This window comes from Listeria marthii (genome assembly GCF_014227425.1).
GTDB lineage: Bacteria > Bacillota > Bacilli > Lactobacillales > Listeriaceae > Listeria > Listeria marthii.
This window is the reverse complement of record NZ_JAASWB010000003.1, coordinates 121,204-140,868: the sequence shown is the minus strand read 5'-3', so window position 1 is coordinate 140,868 and position 19,665 is coordinate 121,204. Positions and strand designations below refer to the sequence as shown.

Sequence of the window (19,665 nt, the reverse complement as noted above, 5' to 3'; positions counted from 1 at the left end):
TGGTTAGGAGGGCAAAATAAAAAACCCATCCCTCCTGTTGTCAAGGGACGAGTTTATGCTCGTGGTTCCACCCAAGATTCAGAAATAGCTAAACTTGACTACTTCACTCTTGTCGCCTGTAACGGAGCGATCCGTCTATTATTACTAGTTAAAAACGTTCCTAATAGAAGTTCCAAGGTGGTCCAAATTTAAGTTCCAATAGAAGGTTCCCAGCTAGCCCTTCCTCTCTAAAATTTTCCGTTAAATTGGTTGTCCTTTTCATCACTTTGTTTTATATTACTTCAAATTATAAGCCCGATTAAACATATTTGCAAGCACTTTTTAGAAACGGCGATTTTTACCTTCTAAGTTGACCTCTTTTGATAAATAGCGCACGCGTTCCATGATTCGGCGAGCTTTTAGTTTTTCTTCCATGCCATTTTGAGCAAACATTAAATGATTTTCAAGTTGGTCCATGTTGTAATTAGACGAGAAGAATGTTGGTAATTCCTCTTGCATCCGGAATTGTAAAATCGCACCAAGCACTTCGTCACGTGTCCAAGCAGTCATCGATTCCGCCCCGATATCATCTAGCATCAGCACTTCTGTTTCTTTCGCAAATTGGATTTTTTCACCAACAGTATTATCAGAAATAGATTGCTTCACTTCGCGCATGAACTCAGGTAAATAAACCAGTGTCGTTGAAACACCTTTTAAAGCAAGTTCTTTCGCAAGCGCGCCTAATAAGTATGATTTCCCGGTTCCAAAGCTACCATGGATAAACAAGCCTTTCGCGCGTTCCCCGTTTTTAGCAGGATATTTATCTAAAAATTGATAAGCTTCCACCAGTGCCAACTGACGCGATTCCTCATCGGTATAAAAGTCAGCTAAAGTCGCATCAACTACTTGTTTCGGCATATATAGCGAACGGATTCTCCGCTCCACAGCACGACGCTTCTCTTCTTCCATTTTCTCTTTCGTCGGATAATAGGTGACGGTGATAAATTCTCCGTTAAGAACAAGTTTCGGAGCATAGCCAGGCATTAATGTATCTTCCTGCTCACTAAACTTTTTATGCTGTGTCATAAATTCATATAAATTAGATAGGTTTTGATTCACTAATTGCTCGGTTATCTCTTCTTTGTGCTCCTTGAAAAAGTCTTGGATTGGTTGATAATGGAGAACTTGTTGTTTTAACCCTTGATATTCTTTTTCAAAGTCGCGTCCTTCAAAAAGCTGTCCTAATGTTCTTTCGATGTTATCCATTTTCTTCACCTACCTTTTATTTAGTCGTTCTTTAATTTCACGAACTTGATCTTCGAGTGTTTGTTTTTCTTTGTCGGTCATTTTATTTTCTGCTGGAGCAACTTGTTCTTTATCAAACCAATCCGGTAAAATTTCTTTTCGAGTCGATTTTTGATAATTTCGGTTGTAATTATTCGTTTTAGGTGTAGCTGGTTCTTCTTGGAGACGTTTGTATTTTTCGTGCTCTTGCCAGGCGAGATCCATTGCTTCCTTGGCAGTTTTCACATTTTTTCGTTTCCAGTGAGCTGCGATGGTCATCATATAATTCTTGGAAAGTTTGCGGTCAAGGCGAAGTAAGACATACTCGATTAGTACATTCATCACGGGAACCGGCAAATTTTGTTGATTCATCACTTCTTCTACGACACGCAAATCAGTTTCAGCAGGCACTGCACCATCTGAAATATCGACCAACAATTGAAATGGCGTGATGCTCTCTAAGTAAACTTGGAGCGCTTCCTCGTCATTCAATGCTTCCTCTGGTTCTCGGCTAACCGGCGTTTCCTGTTTCATTTGCAATTTTGGCGGTGCTCCGTTTTCAATCGTATAACCTTCACGGACAATTTTCCGCAAATAAACAATATCAATCTCGCCATTCGCATCAAGCGCGCGATACAAATAACTCGGCATGTCTTTTTCGGAAACTTGGTAAATTCCGTGCAATTTTAAAATCGTTTGGCGCACTTCTTTTGTTATTTTTTCGCGGGCAATCATACCCGGTGAAAGCAAACTTAAAAATAAATTAAAGTCAAAACTAGCGTCATCAAATTCGATTTCTTTTGCCTCAACTTTATCTACTAAAACTTGATTGGATTCAGATGGAACAGCGCTACTACCACCTTTAAATGGTTCAAAAACGTCTTGGAATGAACGAGTAATTTCGCTATATGTAGTGGTTTCAAACGTCTCATCTGCAAAAAAGCGACGCAAACGTTGAAACTGCGCATTACCGATTTTGCTATATAAATAAATATTCAATAGACCATCTGAAAAAAACTTTTCTGGTGATAACGGTGGCAAGATTTCGTAAATATAAAAGCGTTGGTCGTTTTCGGTTTTTACATAACTTTTTAGAAGGCCTAAACCTTCCAATTTTAGCCGTGCTTCGAATAACGCTTTTAAACTAATATCAAGCATATTTAAAAGTTGGACGTGCGAATGCGCTTCTGACCAAAGTCTGTTTTCTTCGACTTCTGTGAACAGTGTTTGGTATAAAGCAAGACATTCCGCCCCCATTAACGGTTGATATAACATTGTAATTATTTTTCTGTCGGCGCCCGTCAAGATTCCACTTGCCTTCACTTGATAGCTGTCTACCGCTTGAAGCTCCATCCAAAATTCCGTCAATTTACTCACCTATCTTTATTTTTTTCCATCAAATCTTTTAGTTCTTCTACAAACACACTGATATCTTTAAACTGGCGATAAACCGAAGCAAAGCGCACGTAGGCAACTTCATCCAGACTCGCTAATTTATTCATTACTTTTTCACCGATTAAGTCAGAGGCAATCTCACTGTCGCCGATATTTCTTAATTCGCGCTCCACTTCATTGACAATTTCTTCGATTTGTTCTGCGCTAACTGGCCGTTTTTCACAAGCTCTAATTAAACCACGTCTCACTTTTTCACGAGCAAATTCTTCTCTTGCTCCGTCTTTTTTCACAACTATTAAAGGACTCTCTTCTACCTTTTCAAAAGTGGTAAAACGAAATCCGCATTTTTCACATTCACGTCGTCTTCTGATGGAATTACCATCGTCGGCCGGTCTTGAGTCTACAACACGCGTGCCATTATATTTACAAGTAGGACATCTCACAAAAAATCACTCCTATCCCTAGCATTTCTCTATCTGTTTATTTGTATGCCTCATTATACCATGTGAAACTAAGGGTGGCTATTTGTTCTTTACAAAACGTTCGATAAAAGTAAGAACTTGCTTTTGTGTATTTTCTAGTGACGTATTATTATCAATCACAAAATCAGCTTTTCGAGCCTTTTCATCAATTCCCATTTGGCTATTAATCCTTGCTAAAGCATCTTCTTTTGTTAAATCATTTCGCTCCATTAAGCGGTTTAACTCTGTTTCTGGAGTCGTCCAAACAACGACAATTTGATCAACTAACGATTCTAAATGGCTTTCAAACAACAGAGGAATATCAAAAAACACCATTTCCTCTCCCGCTTCAAAATAACGTTCTCGCTCCGATAACATATAATCTTTCACACGAGGATGCGTAATTTCATTTAATTTTTCGCGTTTTGCTTTATCTTTAAAAATAATTCCCGCTAATTTCGGACGATTTAGCGTACCATCCGCTAGTAAAATCTCTTCGCCAAAGTAAGCAACAATTTCCGCCAGTCCATCAGTACCTGGCTCCACGACTTTTCGAGCCGCCACATCTGCATCAACTAGCGGAATACCAGCTTGCTGAATCAGGTTACTCACAGTTGACTTCCCTGTTGCCACGCTTCCTGTTAATCCAATTGTTTTACCCATGATTCCAGCTCACTTTCTACTTTTGACAATTCGGGCAAAAATGCGTCCCGCGTCCATTTAATTTAATTTTTTCAATTGGCGTGCCGCAAATAACGCACAATTCGCCCGCTTTTCCGTACACTTTTAATTTATCTTGGTACTGGCCTAGTTTCCCTTGGGAGTTCACATACGTTCTAACCGTTGAACCACCAAGTGCGACAGCTTCAGTCATAATGCTTTTTGTCGCTTCAAAAATCCGTTTAATTTCTTTGTCCGAAAGCGAATTCGCCGCTCTTTCCGGCCGCACTTTTGCTGCAAAACAAATTTCATCCGCATAAATATTCCCTACTCCAGCGACTAATTTCTGGTCAAGTAACGCCGTTTTGATGGCACGGCTTGTTTTTTTCACACCTGTTGCAAAATCAGCTAAGGTGAATGCTTCCGTTAACGGCTCTGGGCCCAATTTTTTTATTGACCGTGTTTCCGCCTCGCCGTATTTACTAGTCACTTCCATCGTTCCGAACTTCCGCACATCTAAAAAGCGTAATTCAGTATGGTCTTCAAAATGAAAAATAATATGCGTATGCTTGCTAACTTCTTCGTTCTCATCCATTAAACGGAATTTACCTTCCATTCGCAAATGAGATAAAATCGTGCAGTTAGTCAAATCAAATAGCAAAAATTTACCACGACGGCGCACACCTTCTATTTCTTGCCCGACAAGCATATGAACAAATTCATCGGGCGGTGTTGCTACAATCATTTTTGGAACACGGACAATTACTTGATCTATTTTTTTGCCTGGGACTAGTTCTTGTAATGTTGCGCGGACATTTTCTACTTCCGGCATTTCTGGCATATATAAACTCCCCGTTTCTTTATTTATTTCGCGTCATACCATGTGTCGCCAAATGCGCTATCTACTTTAAGGGGTACAGAAAGTTCTACGGCATTTTCCATAACATCTGGGACAATCTCTTCTAATTTAGCGATTTCGGCTTCAGGTGCTTCGAAAATCAATTCATCGTGCACTTGAAGCAATAATTTTGCTTCTAATTTTTCAGATTTTAAGCGTTCGCTCATCAGAATCATCGCTTTTTTGATAATATCCGCGGCACTTCCTTGGATTGGCGTGTTCATCGCTGTTCTTTCTGCAAATCCTCGAACATTAAAATTACGACTAACAATCTCTGGAATATAACGACGACGATGTAAAATAGTCTCTACATAGCCTTTTTCTTTCGCAAAACGAACGATATCTTGCATATATTCTTTCACGGCAGGATAACTTACAAAATAGCGATCAATAAAGTCTTTTGCTTCTTTTCGAGTAATACCTAAATTTTGAGAAAGACCGTAATCACTAATGCCGTAAACAATACCAAAGTTTACTGCTTTTGCTTGACGACGCATTAGTGAATCTACCTCATCTTGCTCAACATGAAAAACGTCCATTGCTGTTTTCGTATGAATATCATAATCGTGTTTAAAGGCGTAAATCAAGTTCTCATCTTCCGAAATATGCGCTAAGACACGTAACTCTACTTGCGAATAATCGGCAGAAAACATTTTCCAGCCCGGTTTACTTGGTACAAACACTTGTCTGATTTTACGCCCTTCTTCTAAGCGAATTGGAATGTTTTGCAAGTTTGGATCGACCGAACTTAAACGTCCTGTTTGGGTTAGCGTTTGATTAAAACGTGTATGGACTTTATGCGTTTCTTTGTCTGTAACTTTAAGCAGCCCTTCGATATAGGTGGACTGAATTTTACCAAGTTGGCGATATAGCAAAATTTCATCAATAATATCATGCTGTCCTGATAGGCTTTCTAGCACGTCGGCGGCTGTTGAATAACCTGTTTTTGTTTTCTTGACTGGTGGCAGTTCCAGTTTTTCAAATAAAATTACACCTAGTTGCTTCGGTGAATTGATGTTGAATTCTTCGCCAGCTAGCGAATGAATCGACTCTTCTAACGTTTTCAATCTACCTGCTAGTTCTACTTTCATATTTTCAAGGCGTTCTGTGTCGACACTAACCCCCTGCATTTCCATTTGCGCTAAAACAAATGTTAAAGGTAGCTCTAAATCTTCCATCAAAGCTAATTGTTCATTTTTCTCCAAATCATCAACAAGCCTTTTCTCTAAGTCCGCAATTGCTACTGCTTTTCTGGAAAGGTGTGCCGCGACAATACTTTCTTCTGGCGTGCTTCGTTTTGCTCCTTTTCCGTACACTGCTTCGTCGGTTTCTACTTCTGTGTAGTCATGACGGACCGCTACACTTGTGAAATCATCAATCGAATCGGACGGGTTTAGTAAATAGGACGCTAACATGATATCAAATGTGATGCCTGAAATAGCAAGACCAATACGATTCATTGCTACCATTGTTTTCTTCGCATCGTACACTACTTTTGTTTGGTCGCTTTCCACCCATTCTCGGAAAACTGCACTATTTTCAGCTGTTTCTTTCGTAAAGAAATAAGTTCCTTGGCTAGAATGAATCGTTAATCCAATAAAATTCGCTGTATGGTAGTTATCATTTTCTAATTCGACATAAAGTGCCGTTTTTCCACCAAAATGTTTCTCTTTTAATTCGGTTACTATTTCAAAAGATAATTCTTTTAATTCTTTCACTTCTTCTGGCGTGTCGCCTTCGATGTTTTTCAATAATGTCGTAAAGTTCATTTCTTTTAAAAGCGGAATTACTTTTTCTGTTTGGTAGCCGTCGTATTTTGTGCTTTCAACAGTACATTCAATTGGTGAATCCACATTAATAGTTGCTAGTTCTTTACTTAAAATAGCTAATTCTTTATTTTCCAACACTTTTTCTTTTAGTTTTTTACCGGAAATTTCCTCGGCATGTTCCAGTACGCTCTCTACGGTTCCACCAAATTCATGCAACAGTTTTAAGGCTGTTTTTTCACCAACGCCTGGGATACCTGGGATATTATCTGATGAATCACCCATTAACCCTTTCATATCAATGATTTGCGTAGGAGTTAGATTGTATTTTTCTTTTAACGTTTCTGGCGTGTTTGTTTCCATATCGGCTATACCTTTTTTCGTGATATAGACAGTTGTTTTTTCTGAAGCTAGTTGCGTTAAATCTCGGTCTCCGGTAATGATGGCTACTTCCATCCCGTCCGCTTCTGCTTTTTTCGTTAATGTTCCGATAATATCATCCGCCTCGTAGTTGGCAAGTTCATATTGCGGGATATCGTAAGCAGTTAAAAGCTCTCGGATGAATGGAAATTGCTCGGATAATTCACTTGGTGTTTTTTGACGTCCGCCTTTATAGCCTTTAAAGGTCGTATGGCGAAAAGTCGTTTTCCCCGCATCAAAAGCAACAAGCACGTGGCTAGGCTTCTCTTTTTCCAGCACATTCATCAGCATCATGGCGAATCCGTACACTGCATTTGTATAAACACCTTTGTCGTTATTTAAAAGCGGTAACGCATAAAACGCGCGATTCGCAATACTATTTCCATCAATTAATACTAATTTATTCACAGGGATATCCTCCTCGATATTATCATTCACTTGTGTCTATTTTACCATAGGAACATAAAAACAAACCACTTATCCGAATGGGATTAAATGGTTTGTTTTAAATACGTACATTTATTCTACAAAATAAAATTACGAACTAGTTTTACAATGTTAAACCGAATATAATTAGAAGTTTTTAATTAATTCATCCGCAAATCCCGAACATTTAACTTCTGTCGCGCCATCCATTAATCGAGCGAAATCATATGTTACTGTTTTTGCAGCGATTGTTTTTTCCATTGAGCTATTAATTAATGCAGCTGCTTCACCCCAACCAATGTGTTCAAGTAGAAGCGTTCCGGATAAAATAACAGATGATGGGTTTACTTTATCAAGGCCTGCGTATTTTGGTGCAGTACCGTGCGTTGCTTCGAAAATTGCGTGACCAGTTAAGTAGTTAATGTTCGCTCCTGGAGCAATACCGATTCCACCTACTTGAGCAGCAAGGGCATCAGAAATGTAATCTCCATTTAAGTTCATTGTAGCAACGACATCAAATTCGGCCGGACGAGTTAAGATTTGTTGCAAGAAAATATCTGCAATCGAATCTTTTACTAAAATTTTTCCAGCAGCAAGTGCTTCGTTTTGTTTTGCGTCAGCAGCTTCTGTCCCTTCTGCTTCTTTAATGCGATCGTACTCGTTCCAAGTGAAGACTTTATCGCCATATTCGCGTTCACATAAGTCATAGCCCCAGCTTTTGAAAGCTCCTTCTGTGAACTTCATGATGTTCCCTTTGTGTACAAGTGTTAATGACTTACGACCTTCTTTGATCGCATATTCAATCGCAGAACGCACTAAACGCTCTGTTCCTTCTTTGGAAATCGGCTTGATACCAATACCAGAAGTTTCCGGGAAACGGATTTTATCAACACCAAACTCAGATTTTAAGAACGCGATTAATTTTTTCGATTCTTCGCTACCTTCTTTAAATTCGATTCCTGCGTAAATATCTTCTGTATTTTCACGGAAAATAACCATATCTGTGTCTTCAGGACGTTTTACTGGCGACGGAACACCTTTAAAGTAGCGAACTGGACGCAAACATACATATAAATCTAATTCTTGGCGCAGGGCAACGTTTAATGAACGAATACCGCCGCCAATTGGCGTTGTAAGCGGGCCTTTGATGGCAATTAAATACTCATCAATAGTATCTAAAGTCGCTTGTGGAAGCCATTCGCCGGTTTGTTTAAATGCTTTTTCACCAGCTAATACTTCTTTCCAAGCAATTTCTTTTTCGCCATTGTAAGCTTTTTTTACTGCTGCATCTAAAACACGTTTTGCAGCCGCCCAGATGTCTGGACCAGTTCCGTCTCCTTCAATAAAAGGAATGACTGGGTTGTTTGGTGTTTTTAGCACACCATTTTCTACTTGAATTTTTTGACTCATAAAACTTGTTCCTCCTCCATTAAATTCGTTCTTCTACAGGTAAATAACTTCTATTTTCAGGTCCAACGTAAATCGCACGCGGACGGATAAGACGATTATCACGATACTGCTCGAAAATGTGCGCTAACCAACCAGATACCCGACTCACGGAAAATACTAATGTAAATAAGTCCCGGTCAATACCAAGCGCATGGTAAACGGAGGCAGAATAGAAATCGACATTCGGTTTTAAATGTTTTAATTCCCAAACCGCTTCTTCTACTTGCATCGAAATATCAAACCATTTTTCTTCGCCCTTTTCGGCCGTTAATTTTCTGGACATTTCGCGTAAATGTTGCGCACGCGGATCCCCGCCACGATAAACACGGTGACCGAAGCCCATAATTTTTTGTTTTGTATCGATTTTTTCTTGGATGTAATTGCGCACATCACCTGCTTGATCGATTTCTTCTAACATATCAAACACACGTTCATTGGCACCACCATGAAGCGGTCCTTTTAGCGCACCAATTGCAGATGTGACGCCTGAATAAACATCCGAAAGCGTCGCCACACAAACTCGTGCCGTAAAAGTAGAAGCATTAAACTCATGGTCAGCATGCAGCACAAGCGCTTTATTCATCGCTTCTACAGATAACGCATCCGCTTCTTCTCCTGTAATCATATAAAGGAAATTGGCCGCCATACTCAAATCATCTCTCGGCGGAATCGGATCCAAACCACGTCGAATTCGAGAAAAAGCTGCAACAATCGTTGGCATTTTTGCTTGAAGACGTAGCCCTTTACGATAAACTGCTTCCCCGTCGTCTAATTCTGCTTCTGTGTCAAATACACCGAGCATCGAAACCGTTGTTCTTAAAACGCTCATAGGGTGTAATTTTTGATGATTTTGCATTCTTAAACTTGTAATAATTGTTTCAGATACTGCCATATTTTCTTGTATTTCTAATTTAAACTTTTTAAATTCATCTTTATTCGGCAAACGCAAATGCCATAATAAGTAAATCACTTCTTCAAAAGAAGCGTTGTTTTCCATTAAGTCATCAATGCCATAGCCAACATATGTTAACATATCATCAATGATAGAGCTAATGGAAGTTTCAGCAACATATACATTTTCTAACCCTTTAGATAACGTCATTTCATTTCCTCCTTTTATCCTTTTTTACGTATGTACTTATTTTATGAATGCAACTAACTGCATTGCCATATACGCAATACCCGCTGCAATTACTGGTCCAGCAGCTATCCCTCTAAAAAGCACCACCGCTAAAATGGTCCCAAATACAAGCGAGACGGTTACTTGTGGATCAACAGCCATATAGCCTACACCTTTTTTCGCTAAAATAGAAACGGCGATTCCAGCACCAAGACCAATCCAACCAGCTGCCGATTTAAAAGAGTCAATTAAATCTTTAAAACCGATTTGACCAGTGGCGATTGGAATTAAGATGGCAACAGTTATAATCGTTACACCCCAATTAATCCCCTTTGCTTGAATCATCTCCATTACTTTACCGTCCACATGAAATAGCTTCAATAGAATAACGGCGGCTACGGCAATGATGAGCGAATTATTTTTTGCTATAAGTCCGAGAAGTAAAAAAAGAAGTAAAAACAACATACTTTCCGTAAACATATTAAGTCACCTTTCAATATCACGCATCTAGGAAGCGAGATAACAATTATTATATCATAAACTTACCTTATAGTAATACTAAAATGCCATAAGGAAAATGAATTACCCTTTTTTCAACTAAACCTCTATAGAAAGTTTTTCCCATAGAGGTTTTAATTACATATCAAAATAATAATATTGCGTGTGTTTCTTTTGATTTCCAAGCCATTTGGTTAATTTTGGTTTTAGTAGCTTGCGTGAAAATGGGATGAAAATAAGCAATCCCAGTGCCGTTGTGATAATTCCCGGAATAATTAATAAAAAGCCAGCGATAAAAAAGCACAGGCTATCTAATAAATACGGTGCTACCGTGCGTCCATCGCGTAAGTTTCGGAACAGATTGCCGCCAAGTCGTTTGAAAATAAAAATACCAAAGGCGCTTGATGCAATTTGAATAAAAAGAAGTGGCCAAAAGCCGATTACTTGGAATAGCCAAACATACATAATTAATTCGATTAAGCCGTATAAAGCCCAATAAAGAATAAACTTTCTCATAAAATCAACTCCAATACTTACTGACTATTATAACCTATTTTGACGCAATCGAAAAACAATACAGCGTGCATATAAAAAAAGGCGTCCCGCATGCGGGACGCCTTTTGGAAAGTTAAATCTTAGTGAGTTGCTGTTTTACCGTTATAAACAACACCTTGACGAGAATCAACAGTGATGATTTCACCGTCTTTTACAAGGGATGTTGCATCTTTAGCGCCAACAATGACAGGAATGCCAAGGTTGATTCCAACAACTGCTGCGTGGCTAGTTAAGCCGCCTTCTTCCACAACAACTGCAGCACTTTTCTCGAATGCAGGAAGGATTTCTTTATCTGTTGTTTTAACGATTAAGATTCCGCCTTCTTCTGCTTTTTGAAGTGCTTCTGCATTGGATTTAGCAACGATTGCTTTACCAATTACAGATTTGCTGCCAATTCCTTGGCCTTTAGCAACTTTTTCACCAATTAATTGGATTTTCATTACGTTAGTTGTTCCACTTTCTGTAACTGGAACACCAGCAGTGATGATAATTAGGTCGCCTTGTTTTGCAACGCCAGAAGCAAGAGATTCTTTTACTGCAAGATCGAACATTTCGTCTGTATTGCTAACTGGAGTAGCTAGACGAGGATAAACGCCCCATGAAAGAGCTAAGCCGCGATATACATGTTCGTTGAATGTTACAGCAACGATATGAGATTTCGGACGGTATTTAGAGATCATGCGCGCTGTGTGACCACTTTGAGTCGCAGCAACGATAGTTTGTACGTTTAGGTTTTTCGCAGTATGGCCAACAGCTTGACCAATAGCTTCTGTCATATCCGTATTTTCATGAAGTTTAAGCGCAAATTTGTCTTGAGCTACTAATACTTCTTCTGTACGAACAGCGATTTTCGCCATCATTTTAACTGCTTCAACTGGATAGTCCCCAGCAGCTGTTTCACCAGATAACATAATTGCATCAGTTCCATCAAAAATCGCATTCGCTACGTCACTTGCTTCAGCGCGAGTTGGACGTGGGTTACGTTGCATGGAATCAAGCATTTGTGTTGCAGTAATAACTGGTTTACCAAGTTTATTACATTTTCTGATAAGTTCTTTTTGTACAATCGGAACTTCTTCAGCAGGAATTTCAACACCTAGGTCACCACGAGCAACCATTAGGCCTTGAGAAACTTGTAAGATTTCGTCGATATTGTCAACGCCCTCTTGGTTTTCGATTTTAGGAATGATTTGGACGTGAGTCGCATTGTGCTCTTCTAAAATCTTAGTGATTTCAAGAACATCTGTAGCGCGACGTACGAAAGATGCAGCGATAAAATCGATACCTTGTTCTAAACCAAAGCGGATATCAGCAGCATCTTTTTCTGTGATTCCTGGTAGGTTGATAGAAACGTTTGGCACGTTAACACCTTTTTTATTTTTAAGTACGCCTGAGTTAAGTACTTTAGTTACTAACTCGCGATTAGCTTCGTCTTTTTCGATTACTTCAAGACCGATTAAACCGTCATCAAGTAAAATGGAAGAACCGATTTCTACATCATTGTAAAGTTCGCCGTAAGTTACGGAGAATTTTTCTTTTGTTCCTTCAACAGGAGTCATGGAAACACGTACAACATCACCTGTTTGGAATTCTAATTTCCCACCAACCATGTCGTTTGTACGGATTTCTGGACCTTTTGTATCAAGTAAGATAGCAACTTGTTTGCCAGTTTTTTTCGATGCTTCACGGATATTTACAATACGCGCACCGTGCTCTTCAAAATCTCCGTGAGAGAAATTAAGACGTGCTACGTTCATTCCTGCTTCGATCAACTGAACTAATGTGTCAACTGACTCACTTGCAGGACCAATTGTACAAACAATTTTCGTTTTTTTCATGTTATTACTCCTCCTAGAACTTAGCTATTCATTCGTATTTATTATAAACATATCTTGCGCATTTTACCAGTCACAACTGTGTAAAATAAGTAAGTTTGTGAATAAGAGTGCAATCAGGCAGCATGGTAACGATAATAAGAAAACGTTTTCCGGATTGTTACAGCATGCTTAATTACCGATTTACTTCTCTTTACCCTCAAAGTTTATTTTTAATACGTTACTAAAAATTTTCACAAAGAAAGGCTACCATGCTTTGTCATGGCAGCCAGCTCTTCAGCCGTTTTAAATCGACAAAATAGATGCTAAATCAAATAATTTTTGATCTAGAGTGTGTTTTTCTTTCAAAATTTCACTAATGTCATTTTCGACAATTCTATTTTCACGGATTCCAACAGCTAATCCTCCGCGGTTTTCTAACAATAATTCTACTGAGCGCGCACCAAGACGACTTGCAAGTACACGGTCAAATGCAGTTGGGCTACCACCACGTTGAACATGTCCAAGAACAGTTACACGTGCATGATAATCGCCATATTCAGCTAATTGTTTGGCAAAATCATTACCAGACATTACGCCTTCAGCAACCACGATAATACTATGTTTTTTACCACGTTCGCGACCTTTGTTCAAACGATCCACGACATCATCCATGTTAAAGCTTTCTTCTGGAACGATGATAGCTTCAGCGCCACCAGCAAGACCAGACCAAAGAGCGATATCACCAGCGTCACGACCCATAACTTCAATAATGAAAGTACGTTCATGACTTGTAGCTGTATCGCGGATTTTATCAAGTGCATCAAGAACAGTGTTCAGTGCAGTATCGAAACCAATAGTAAAATCAGTTCCAGAAATATCATTATCAATAGTTCCTGGGATACCAATAGTTGGGAAGCCGCGTTTTGTAAGTGCTTCCGCTCCGTGATAAGAACCATCTCCACCGATAACAACTAAGCCATCGATTTGATGTTTTTTCAGTTGTTCGATTCCTTTAAGTTGTCCTTCTTCTGTAGCGAATTCAGGATATCTTGCGGAATAAAGGAATGTACCTCCGCGGTGAAGTAAATCACCAACAGAACCTAATTCTAATTTACGAATATCGCCATTGACTAGCCCTAAAAAGCCATAGTTAATACCGTAAACTTCGAGTCCTTCATAGATTGCTTTCCGTACAACAGCACGAGTGGCTGCGTTCATTCCTGGAGCGTCTCCTCCACTTGTTAAAATTGCAATTCGTTTCATTTTACTTACCACCTCAGACAATGATATTGTTTTTCATCACATGTGTTTATTCTACATGAAAAAAGGTCAAATGAAAAGCTCCAACAGAACACTTTTTTTAAGTATAAGCTTGCTAAAAAGCCATTTTGAACATCGGTCTATTCCGATTATCCCGAAAAACGGCTTCATAGCTTAAATAAACATAATTGGTCTATACTTGTGAAGAAGCAAACTTTCTTTTCCCTTTGGCATATACCAAAGAAGCGGATTTCCTAATAATGAGGAAATCCGCTTCTTAAATAAGTTATATAGTCTCGTATACACCGATTTTCTTGAATTTCTCATAACGTTGCTCCATTAATTGATTCTCAGAAAATGCCATTAGTGCATGTAAAGACTTCGTGATAGTTTTGTTAATTTCTTCGGCTTGCGCTGTTAAATCGCGATGCGCACCGCCTTTTACTTCTGGAATAATTCCATCTGTAATGCCAAGATCAAACAAATCACCAGCTGTAATCCGCATAGATTCTGCTGCTTTTTTCGCTTGACTAGCATCTTTCCATAAAATTGCCGCTGCGCCTTCTGGTGAAATAACCGAGAAAACTGCATTTTCAAGCATGAAAATCTGATTCCCAACACCAAGAGCAAGTGCACCGCCGCTTCCACCTTCACCGATAACGATAGAAATAATTGGTACTTTCATATCGCTCATTTCATAAAGGTTTCTCGCAATCGCTTCACTTTGTCCGCGTTCTTCCGCAGCACGGCCCGGGTAAGCGCCTTTTGTATCGATGAAGCAAATAATTGGTCGACCAAATTTATCTGCTTGTTTCATCAAACGTAGTGCCTTACGAAAGCCTTCCGGATGTGGCATACCAAAATTACGGTGCAAATTATCTTTCGTATCTTTGCCACGTTGGTGCCCGATAACAGTTACCGGGATACCGTTAAAAGTAGCAATACCACCAACAATCGCAGCGTCATCGCCAAATGCACGATCACCGTGAAGTTCCATAAAGTCTTCAAACAATAGCGGAATATAATCAAGTGTCGTCGGTCTCTCCGGATGGCGAGCTACTTGAAATTTATCCCAAGCAGTCATATTACTATAAATGCTTGATTCCAACTTAGCTAAACGTTTTTCCAGCTTTTCGATTTCATTTGTTAAGTCCACATCAGAAGTTTCATTGTATTCTTTTAAGTCAGCGATTTTACTTTTTAATTCTAAAATCGGTTTCTCAAATTCCATCTCATTCGCCATCAACGTCACCTCCTGCTTCAGGTGTCTTCACGTGAATGCGTAAAATAAAACTTAATTTATTTTGCAAATCAAGACGTGAAATACAGTCATCTAGTTGTCCGTGCTTTAATAAGAACTCAGACGTTTGGAAGTCTTCTGGTAATTCTTCCCGAACAGTTTGTTCAATTACCCGGCGACCAGCAAAGCCGATGAGTGCGCCTGGTTCTGCAAAATTATAGTCTCCAAGTGATGCAAAACTAGCAGAAACGCCACCAGTAGTTGGGTGCGTCATTACCGTAATAACAAGTCCACCGTGGTTGCTAAATCGTTTAAATGCAGCAGAGGTTTTCGCCATTTGCATAAGCGAAAGCATCCCTTCTTGCATACGCGCACCACCGGAAGCAGTGAAAATAACAAATGGTTTGTTTGTTTTATCAGCATCTTCCACAGCACGAAGGATTTTTTCACCGACAACAGAGCCCATACTCGCCATTCTAAAACGAGAATCCATCACTGCAATAACAAGCGGATTACCGCCAATAGTAGCATGACCAGTAACAATCGCCTCATTTAAACCAGACTTTTGCTTATCTTTCTCAATTCGATCCATATAATCTTCAAAACCAAGTGGATTTGCTGTTGTTAAACTAGCATCAATTTCTTCAAAAGATCCTTCATCAACAAGCATATCGATTCGTGCATTTGCCCCAATTGGATGGTGAAAACCACAATAATTACATACCATAAGATTTTTTTGCAATTCTTTGGTATACATTATTTTTTTACATTCCGGACATTTTGTCATAATACCTTCTGGAACATCTGCTTTCGTTCCGTCAGAAGGAATTGTGGCATATTTTCTCTTTTTTGGTTTTGTAAACAAGTCTCCTAACAAGGATAACCCTCCCCATTTACGCTTTCTATTGTGGTTATTAGCGATTTTTAATGTTGTATAAATAAAAAATGAATAATGACATGAAACATAAATCAACCGCATTTTCCCACAAGAAGACAAAATGCCAGTCTATCCGAATCATAACTGGACAGACTGCGCAATATTGTTTTCCACGTTAAACTATAACATACTTTCTATAAATATAGAAAGTCTAAGATCACTTAATTACGACATTCTCTTTACCAAGTAATGCTACTAGCGCTTCTTGCAACTCATTTGATGGTGTTACTTGAATATTTTTCAACTCGGTGGTTTGCTTGGTTATCGCTTGGTGAACGATGACCTTACTATCGCCTTTATAGCGCGCTAAAACTGGCTTAACTTGCTCCATTTGCTGTGGTTCTGTTAATTTTAAAAACAGTCTCACAGGTGCTTTAATTTCTTTTAAATCTTCGGCTTTATTCACAATTAATTGGAGTTCGCCATTTCTCGTATCTGCTTTGACTTGTAAAAAAAGAATTTCCCCTTTTTGGGCAAAGTTCGCATATTTACGGTAGCTTTCCGGGAACATCACTGCGCTAAGTTCTTTAGACTCATCGCTAATCGTTAAAAAGCACATCGTTTCGCCTTTTTTCGTTCTGATTGATTTTACTTCGTGAACATAGGCCGCTACTTGATGGTTTTTGCCAGAAGTAACATTCGCGAGTTTTGTGATAGCAAGGTTTTGCAATTTATTTTGATAATATGATACGGGATGTGCCGAAACATATTGACCTGTATATAATTTTTCTTTTTCAAGCTTTTCATCAATCGAAATTGGCGCGGTTTTCCGGTAGCGTGGTTTCATCTTCTTCAAGAATTCGTCATCTTCCGCGAAAAGATTCATGCCCTTGGAGTCTTCCCCGAGCAACGAAATGTATTGTAATACCGCATCAATTGTCGCTTGAATCGTTGCCCGATCTTCGCCAAATTCATCAAAACAACCGGAAAATACAAGCGCTTCTAACACTGTTTCTGTGAGCATTTTATGTGGCATTCGTTCGCAAAAATCAAAGAAATCTCGGAATGGTGCTTTTTTTCGTTCGTTGATGATTTCTAAAATAAATTTTGTTGGGACTTTGCGAATAACGCGGAAACTATAACGAATGGATGTTTCATTTTCCATTTGGAAATAGTAATTGCTATGATTGATGCTTGGCGCTAACATGTTGATACCGTAGTTTTTAGCTTCTGTAATGTACTGAGAAATTTTATCGTCATTACCAAAAACAGAACTAAGGAGCGATGACATAAATGCTGCTGGATAATGCGCTTTTAGATAAGCCAATTGGAAGGCAATTTTTGAATAAGCAGCTGCGTGACTTCGGTTGAAACCGTAGTTCGCGAATTGGACAATCATATCATACACTTGATTGGCGCTGCTTTCTGGATAACCTTTACTTTTAGCTCCCTCCACAAAGTGAATCCGTTCCTCGTTAAGGACATCCGCTTTTTTCTTGCTGACAGCTCGTCTTAATAAATCGGCTTCCCCAAGCGAAAATCCGGCCATTTGGTTCGCGACTTGAATAATTTGTTCTTGGTAGACGATAACACCGTAAGTCACTTCTAAAATTGGCGCCAAATCCGGATGCGGATACTGAATTTTTTCTTTTCCGTGCTTTCTAGCGATGAACGTATCGATTTGTTCCATTGGACCGGGACGATAAAGTGCATCTACCGCCACCACATCTTCAAAAGAAGTTGGCTTTAATTTACGGAGCACGCGGCGAATTCCATCTGATTCAAACTGGAAAACTCCGGTCGTATCGCCTGTTTGGAATAGTTTTAATGTTTTTTTATCTTCTAAGGAAATATCCGCTAATGTTAACGGAGTTTCTCTGGAGTAATTAACTGATTTTAAAACGCGATCTAATAAACTAAGATTTCTAAGACCAAGAAAATCCATTTTAAGTAAGCCGATTTTTTCTAATTCTCCCATGGCAAACTGGGTTAAGCGCGCGTCCCCACTACCTAATTGCAGCGCGACTTGTTCAACTAGCGGCTTGTCACTAATAACAATCCCGGCGGCGTGCGTCGAAATATGGCGTGGTAAGCCTTCGAGTTGGCAGGCAACGTCCCAAATCATTTCATTTTCTTTGGAACTTCTAATATGATTTTCTAAACGTGGACTTTCTTGCAATGCTTTTTGTAAAGTGATACCTAATTGGCTCGGAATCAGCTTAGACCATTCCGATAAAAGGACGGAATTCAGGCCAAAACTCCTCGCTGTATCACGAATAGCCGCTTTGGCAGCTAATGTTCCAAATGTGCCGATTTGCGCCACATGCGCCTCGCCGTATTTAGATACAACATACGAAATCACTTCATCCCGGCGATTATCAGGAAAATCCAAGTCAATATCGGGCATCGTTATCCGTTCAGGGTTTAAAAATCGTTCGAAAAGCAAATTGTAACGAATTGGATCCACATCGGTAATTCTAAGCGCATAGGAAACAAGTGACCCTGCCGCAGAACCCCGGCCTGGCCCCGTTAAAATCCCCGCTTCACGAGAATAACGAATCACATCCCAGACAATCAAGAAATAATCCGCAAATCCCATTTCTGTAATAACTTTTAACTCATAATCTAAACGAGCTTGATATTCTTCGGCTAATAAATCTCGTTCTTTTAAGCCGGCGTAAGCAGTTTGGCGCAACACTTCAGATGCATTCTGTGCTTCTTCTAAAGGAAAACGTGGTAGCAAATGTTGGTCCAAAGCAATTTCCACATGACAACGTTCTGCTAATTTTTCCGTTTCAAGGCATGCTCGTTTTTCAAAGTCCGTTTGCCAGTCCCGCTCCATCTCATCTTGTGAGGTAAAATAGTTCGGCCCAGCAAGTGGTAAAGTCGTCCAGTCCACCGTGCGGTTATCACGAATTGCTGTCAAAACTTCTTTCGCTTGCGCATCTTTTGGTTCCATATATTGCACGTTTTTAGTCGCAACAACTGCTACATTTTCTTCCGCAGAAAAGGCTTCTATTTTTGCAAATAGGCGCGGATTTTCTTTTTGCGCCGACAAATAAACGGACTCTTTGCCGAATATCTCGACTAAGTTTCCGTAAGCTTCTAACGCCCCGTCGCGGTTTTCTTCCATGAGAAGACGTTCCACTTCTCCCTTAGCGCCAGGTGAAATAGCAATTAAATCACTACTATACGCCCGTAGCCAACTTTGTGGTAATTCCGGTCCTTCTTCGCGCGTTTGAATAGCACTCGCGATTTTTAGTAATTGGTGATATCCAGCGGTTGATTCCGCAATTAATATCAACTCATATGAATTAATTGGATTTAAGTAACCTTGTATTGTCACCGTCATCCCGATAATTGGTTTTATATCCGCCGCTAAACACTTTTGATAAAACTCGACTACTCCGTAAAGTACATTTTTATCCGTAATTGCTAAGGCTGGATAATGGTATTCTTTTGCTTTAGCGATTAGCTTATCGATAGACGCTGTACTAGATAGCAAATCATAAGCGCTCGCAACTTGTAAATGAACAAACCCCACTATCCTCTCTCCTTTC

General features: G+C 39.4%; 15 protein-coding genes and 1 other annotated feature. All 15 genes read right to left on the bottom strand.

Annotated features, from left to right (window positions below):
- Positions 1–40: 40 nt before the first annotated feature.
- Positions 41–271 (bottom strand) — a binding site (T-box leader).
- A gap of 50 nt (positions 272–321) precedes the next feature.
- Positions 322–1,245, bottom strand: a complete 924-nt coding sequence (gene dnaI, locus HCJ55_RS06075; RefSeq protein WP_185517478.1) for a primosomal protein DnaI — start codon at positions 1,243–1,245, stop codon at positions 322–324.
- Positions 1,246–1,254: 9 nt separating this feature from the next.
- Positions 1,255–2,631, bottom strand: a complete 1,377-nt coding sequence (locus tag HCJ55_RS06070; protein WP_008947928.1) for a replication initiation and membrane attachment family protein — start codon at positions 2,629–2,631, stop codon at positions 1,255–1,257.
- 5 nt (positions 2,632–2,636) lie between these two features.
- Positions 2,637–3,101, bottom strand: coding sequence for a transcriptional regulator NrdR (nrdR, locus tag HCJ55_RS06065; protein ID WP_003762439.1), 465 nt, complete (start codon positions 3,099–3,101; stop codon positions 2,637–2,639).
- Between the two features lie 78 nt (positions 3,102–3,179).
- Positions 3,180–3,782: a dephospho-CoA kinase gene (coaE, locus tag HCJ55_RS06060; protein WP_185517476.1), complete on the bottom strand. Its 603-nt coding sequence runs from the start codon at positions 3,780–3,782 to the stop codon at positions 3,180–3,182.
- Between the two features lie 16 nt (positions 3,783–3,798).
- Positions 3,799–4,620, bottom strand: coding sequence for a DNA-formamidopyrimidine glycosylase (gene mutM / locus HCJ55_RS06055; protein WP_185517474.1), 822 nt, complete (start codon positions 4,618–4,620; stop codon positions 3,799–3,801).
- A 23-nt stretch (positions 4,621–4,643) separates the two neighbouring features.
- Entirely contained in the window at positions 4,644–7,271 is a 2,628-nt protein-coding gene (gene polA, locus HCJ55_RS06050) for a DNA polymerase I (protein ID WP_185517472.1), read from the bottom strand.
- A gap of 165 nt (positions 7,272–7,436) precedes the next feature.
- Entirely contained in the window at positions 7,437–8,699 is a 1,263-nt protein-coding gene (gene icd, locus HCJ55_RS06045) for an NADP-dependent isocitrate dehydrogenase (protein ID WP_185517470.1), read from the bottom strand.
- A 19-nt stretch (positions 8,700–8,718) separates the two neighbouring features.
- On the bottom strand, positions 8,719–9,840 hold the full coding sequence (citZ, locus tag HCJ55_RS06040; protein WP_185502298.1) for a citrate synthase: 1,122 nt from the start codon (positions 9,838–9,840) through the stop codon (positions 8,719–8,721).
- Between the two features lie 36 nt (positions 9,841–9,876).
- On the bottom strand, positions 9,877–10,338 hold the full coding sequence (locus HCJ55_RS06035; protein ID WP_008947934.1) for a DUF441 domain-containing protein: 462 nt from the start codon (positions 10,336–10,338) through the stop codon (positions 9,877–9,879).
- A 156-nt stretch (positions 10,339–10,494) separates the two neighbouring features.
- A complete protein-coding gene (locus HCJ55_RS06030) occupies positions 10,495–10,872 on the bottom strand; it encodes an FxsA family protein (protein WP_008947935.1) in 378 nt (125 codons plus the stop codon).
- Between the two features lie 119 nt (positions 10,873–10,991).
- Positions 10,992–12,749, bottom strand: a complete 1,758-nt coding sequence (gene pyk / locus HCJ55_RS06025) for a pyruvate kinase (RefSeq protein ID WP_185502299.1) — start codon at positions 12,747–12,749, stop codon at positions 10,992–10,994.
- A 282-nt stretch (positions 12,750–13,031) separates the two neighbouring features.
- A complete protein-coding gene (pfkA, locus tag HCJ55_RS06020; RefSeq protein WP_008947937.1) occupies positions 13,032–13,991 on the bottom strand; it encodes a 6-phosphofructokinase in 960 nt (319 codons plus the stop codon).
- Between the two features lie 283 nt (positions 13,992–14,274).
- A complete protein-coding gene (locus HCJ55_RS06015) occupies positions 14,275–15,231 on the bottom strand; it encodes an acetyl-CoA carboxylase carboxyltransferase subunit alpha (RefSeq protein ID WP_185517468.1) in 957 nt (318 codons plus the stop codon).
- Positions 15,221–16,105, bottom strand: coding sequence for an acetyl-CoA carboxylase, carboxyltransferase subunit beta (gene accD, locus HCJ55_RS06010; RefSeq protein WP_185502301.1), 885 nt, complete (start codon positions 16,103–16,105; stop codon positions 15,221–15,223). Before accD ends, HCJ55_RS06015 begins: the two co-directional genes overlap by 11 nt.
- Positions 16,106–16,322: 217 nt before the next feature.
- Entirely contained in the window at positions 16,323–19,649 is a 3,327-nt protein-coding gene (gene dnaE / locus HCJ55_RS06005) for a DNA polymerase III subunit alpha (protein ID WP_185517466.1), read from the bottom strand.
- Between the last annotated feature and the right edge of the window lie 16 nt (positions 19,650–19,665).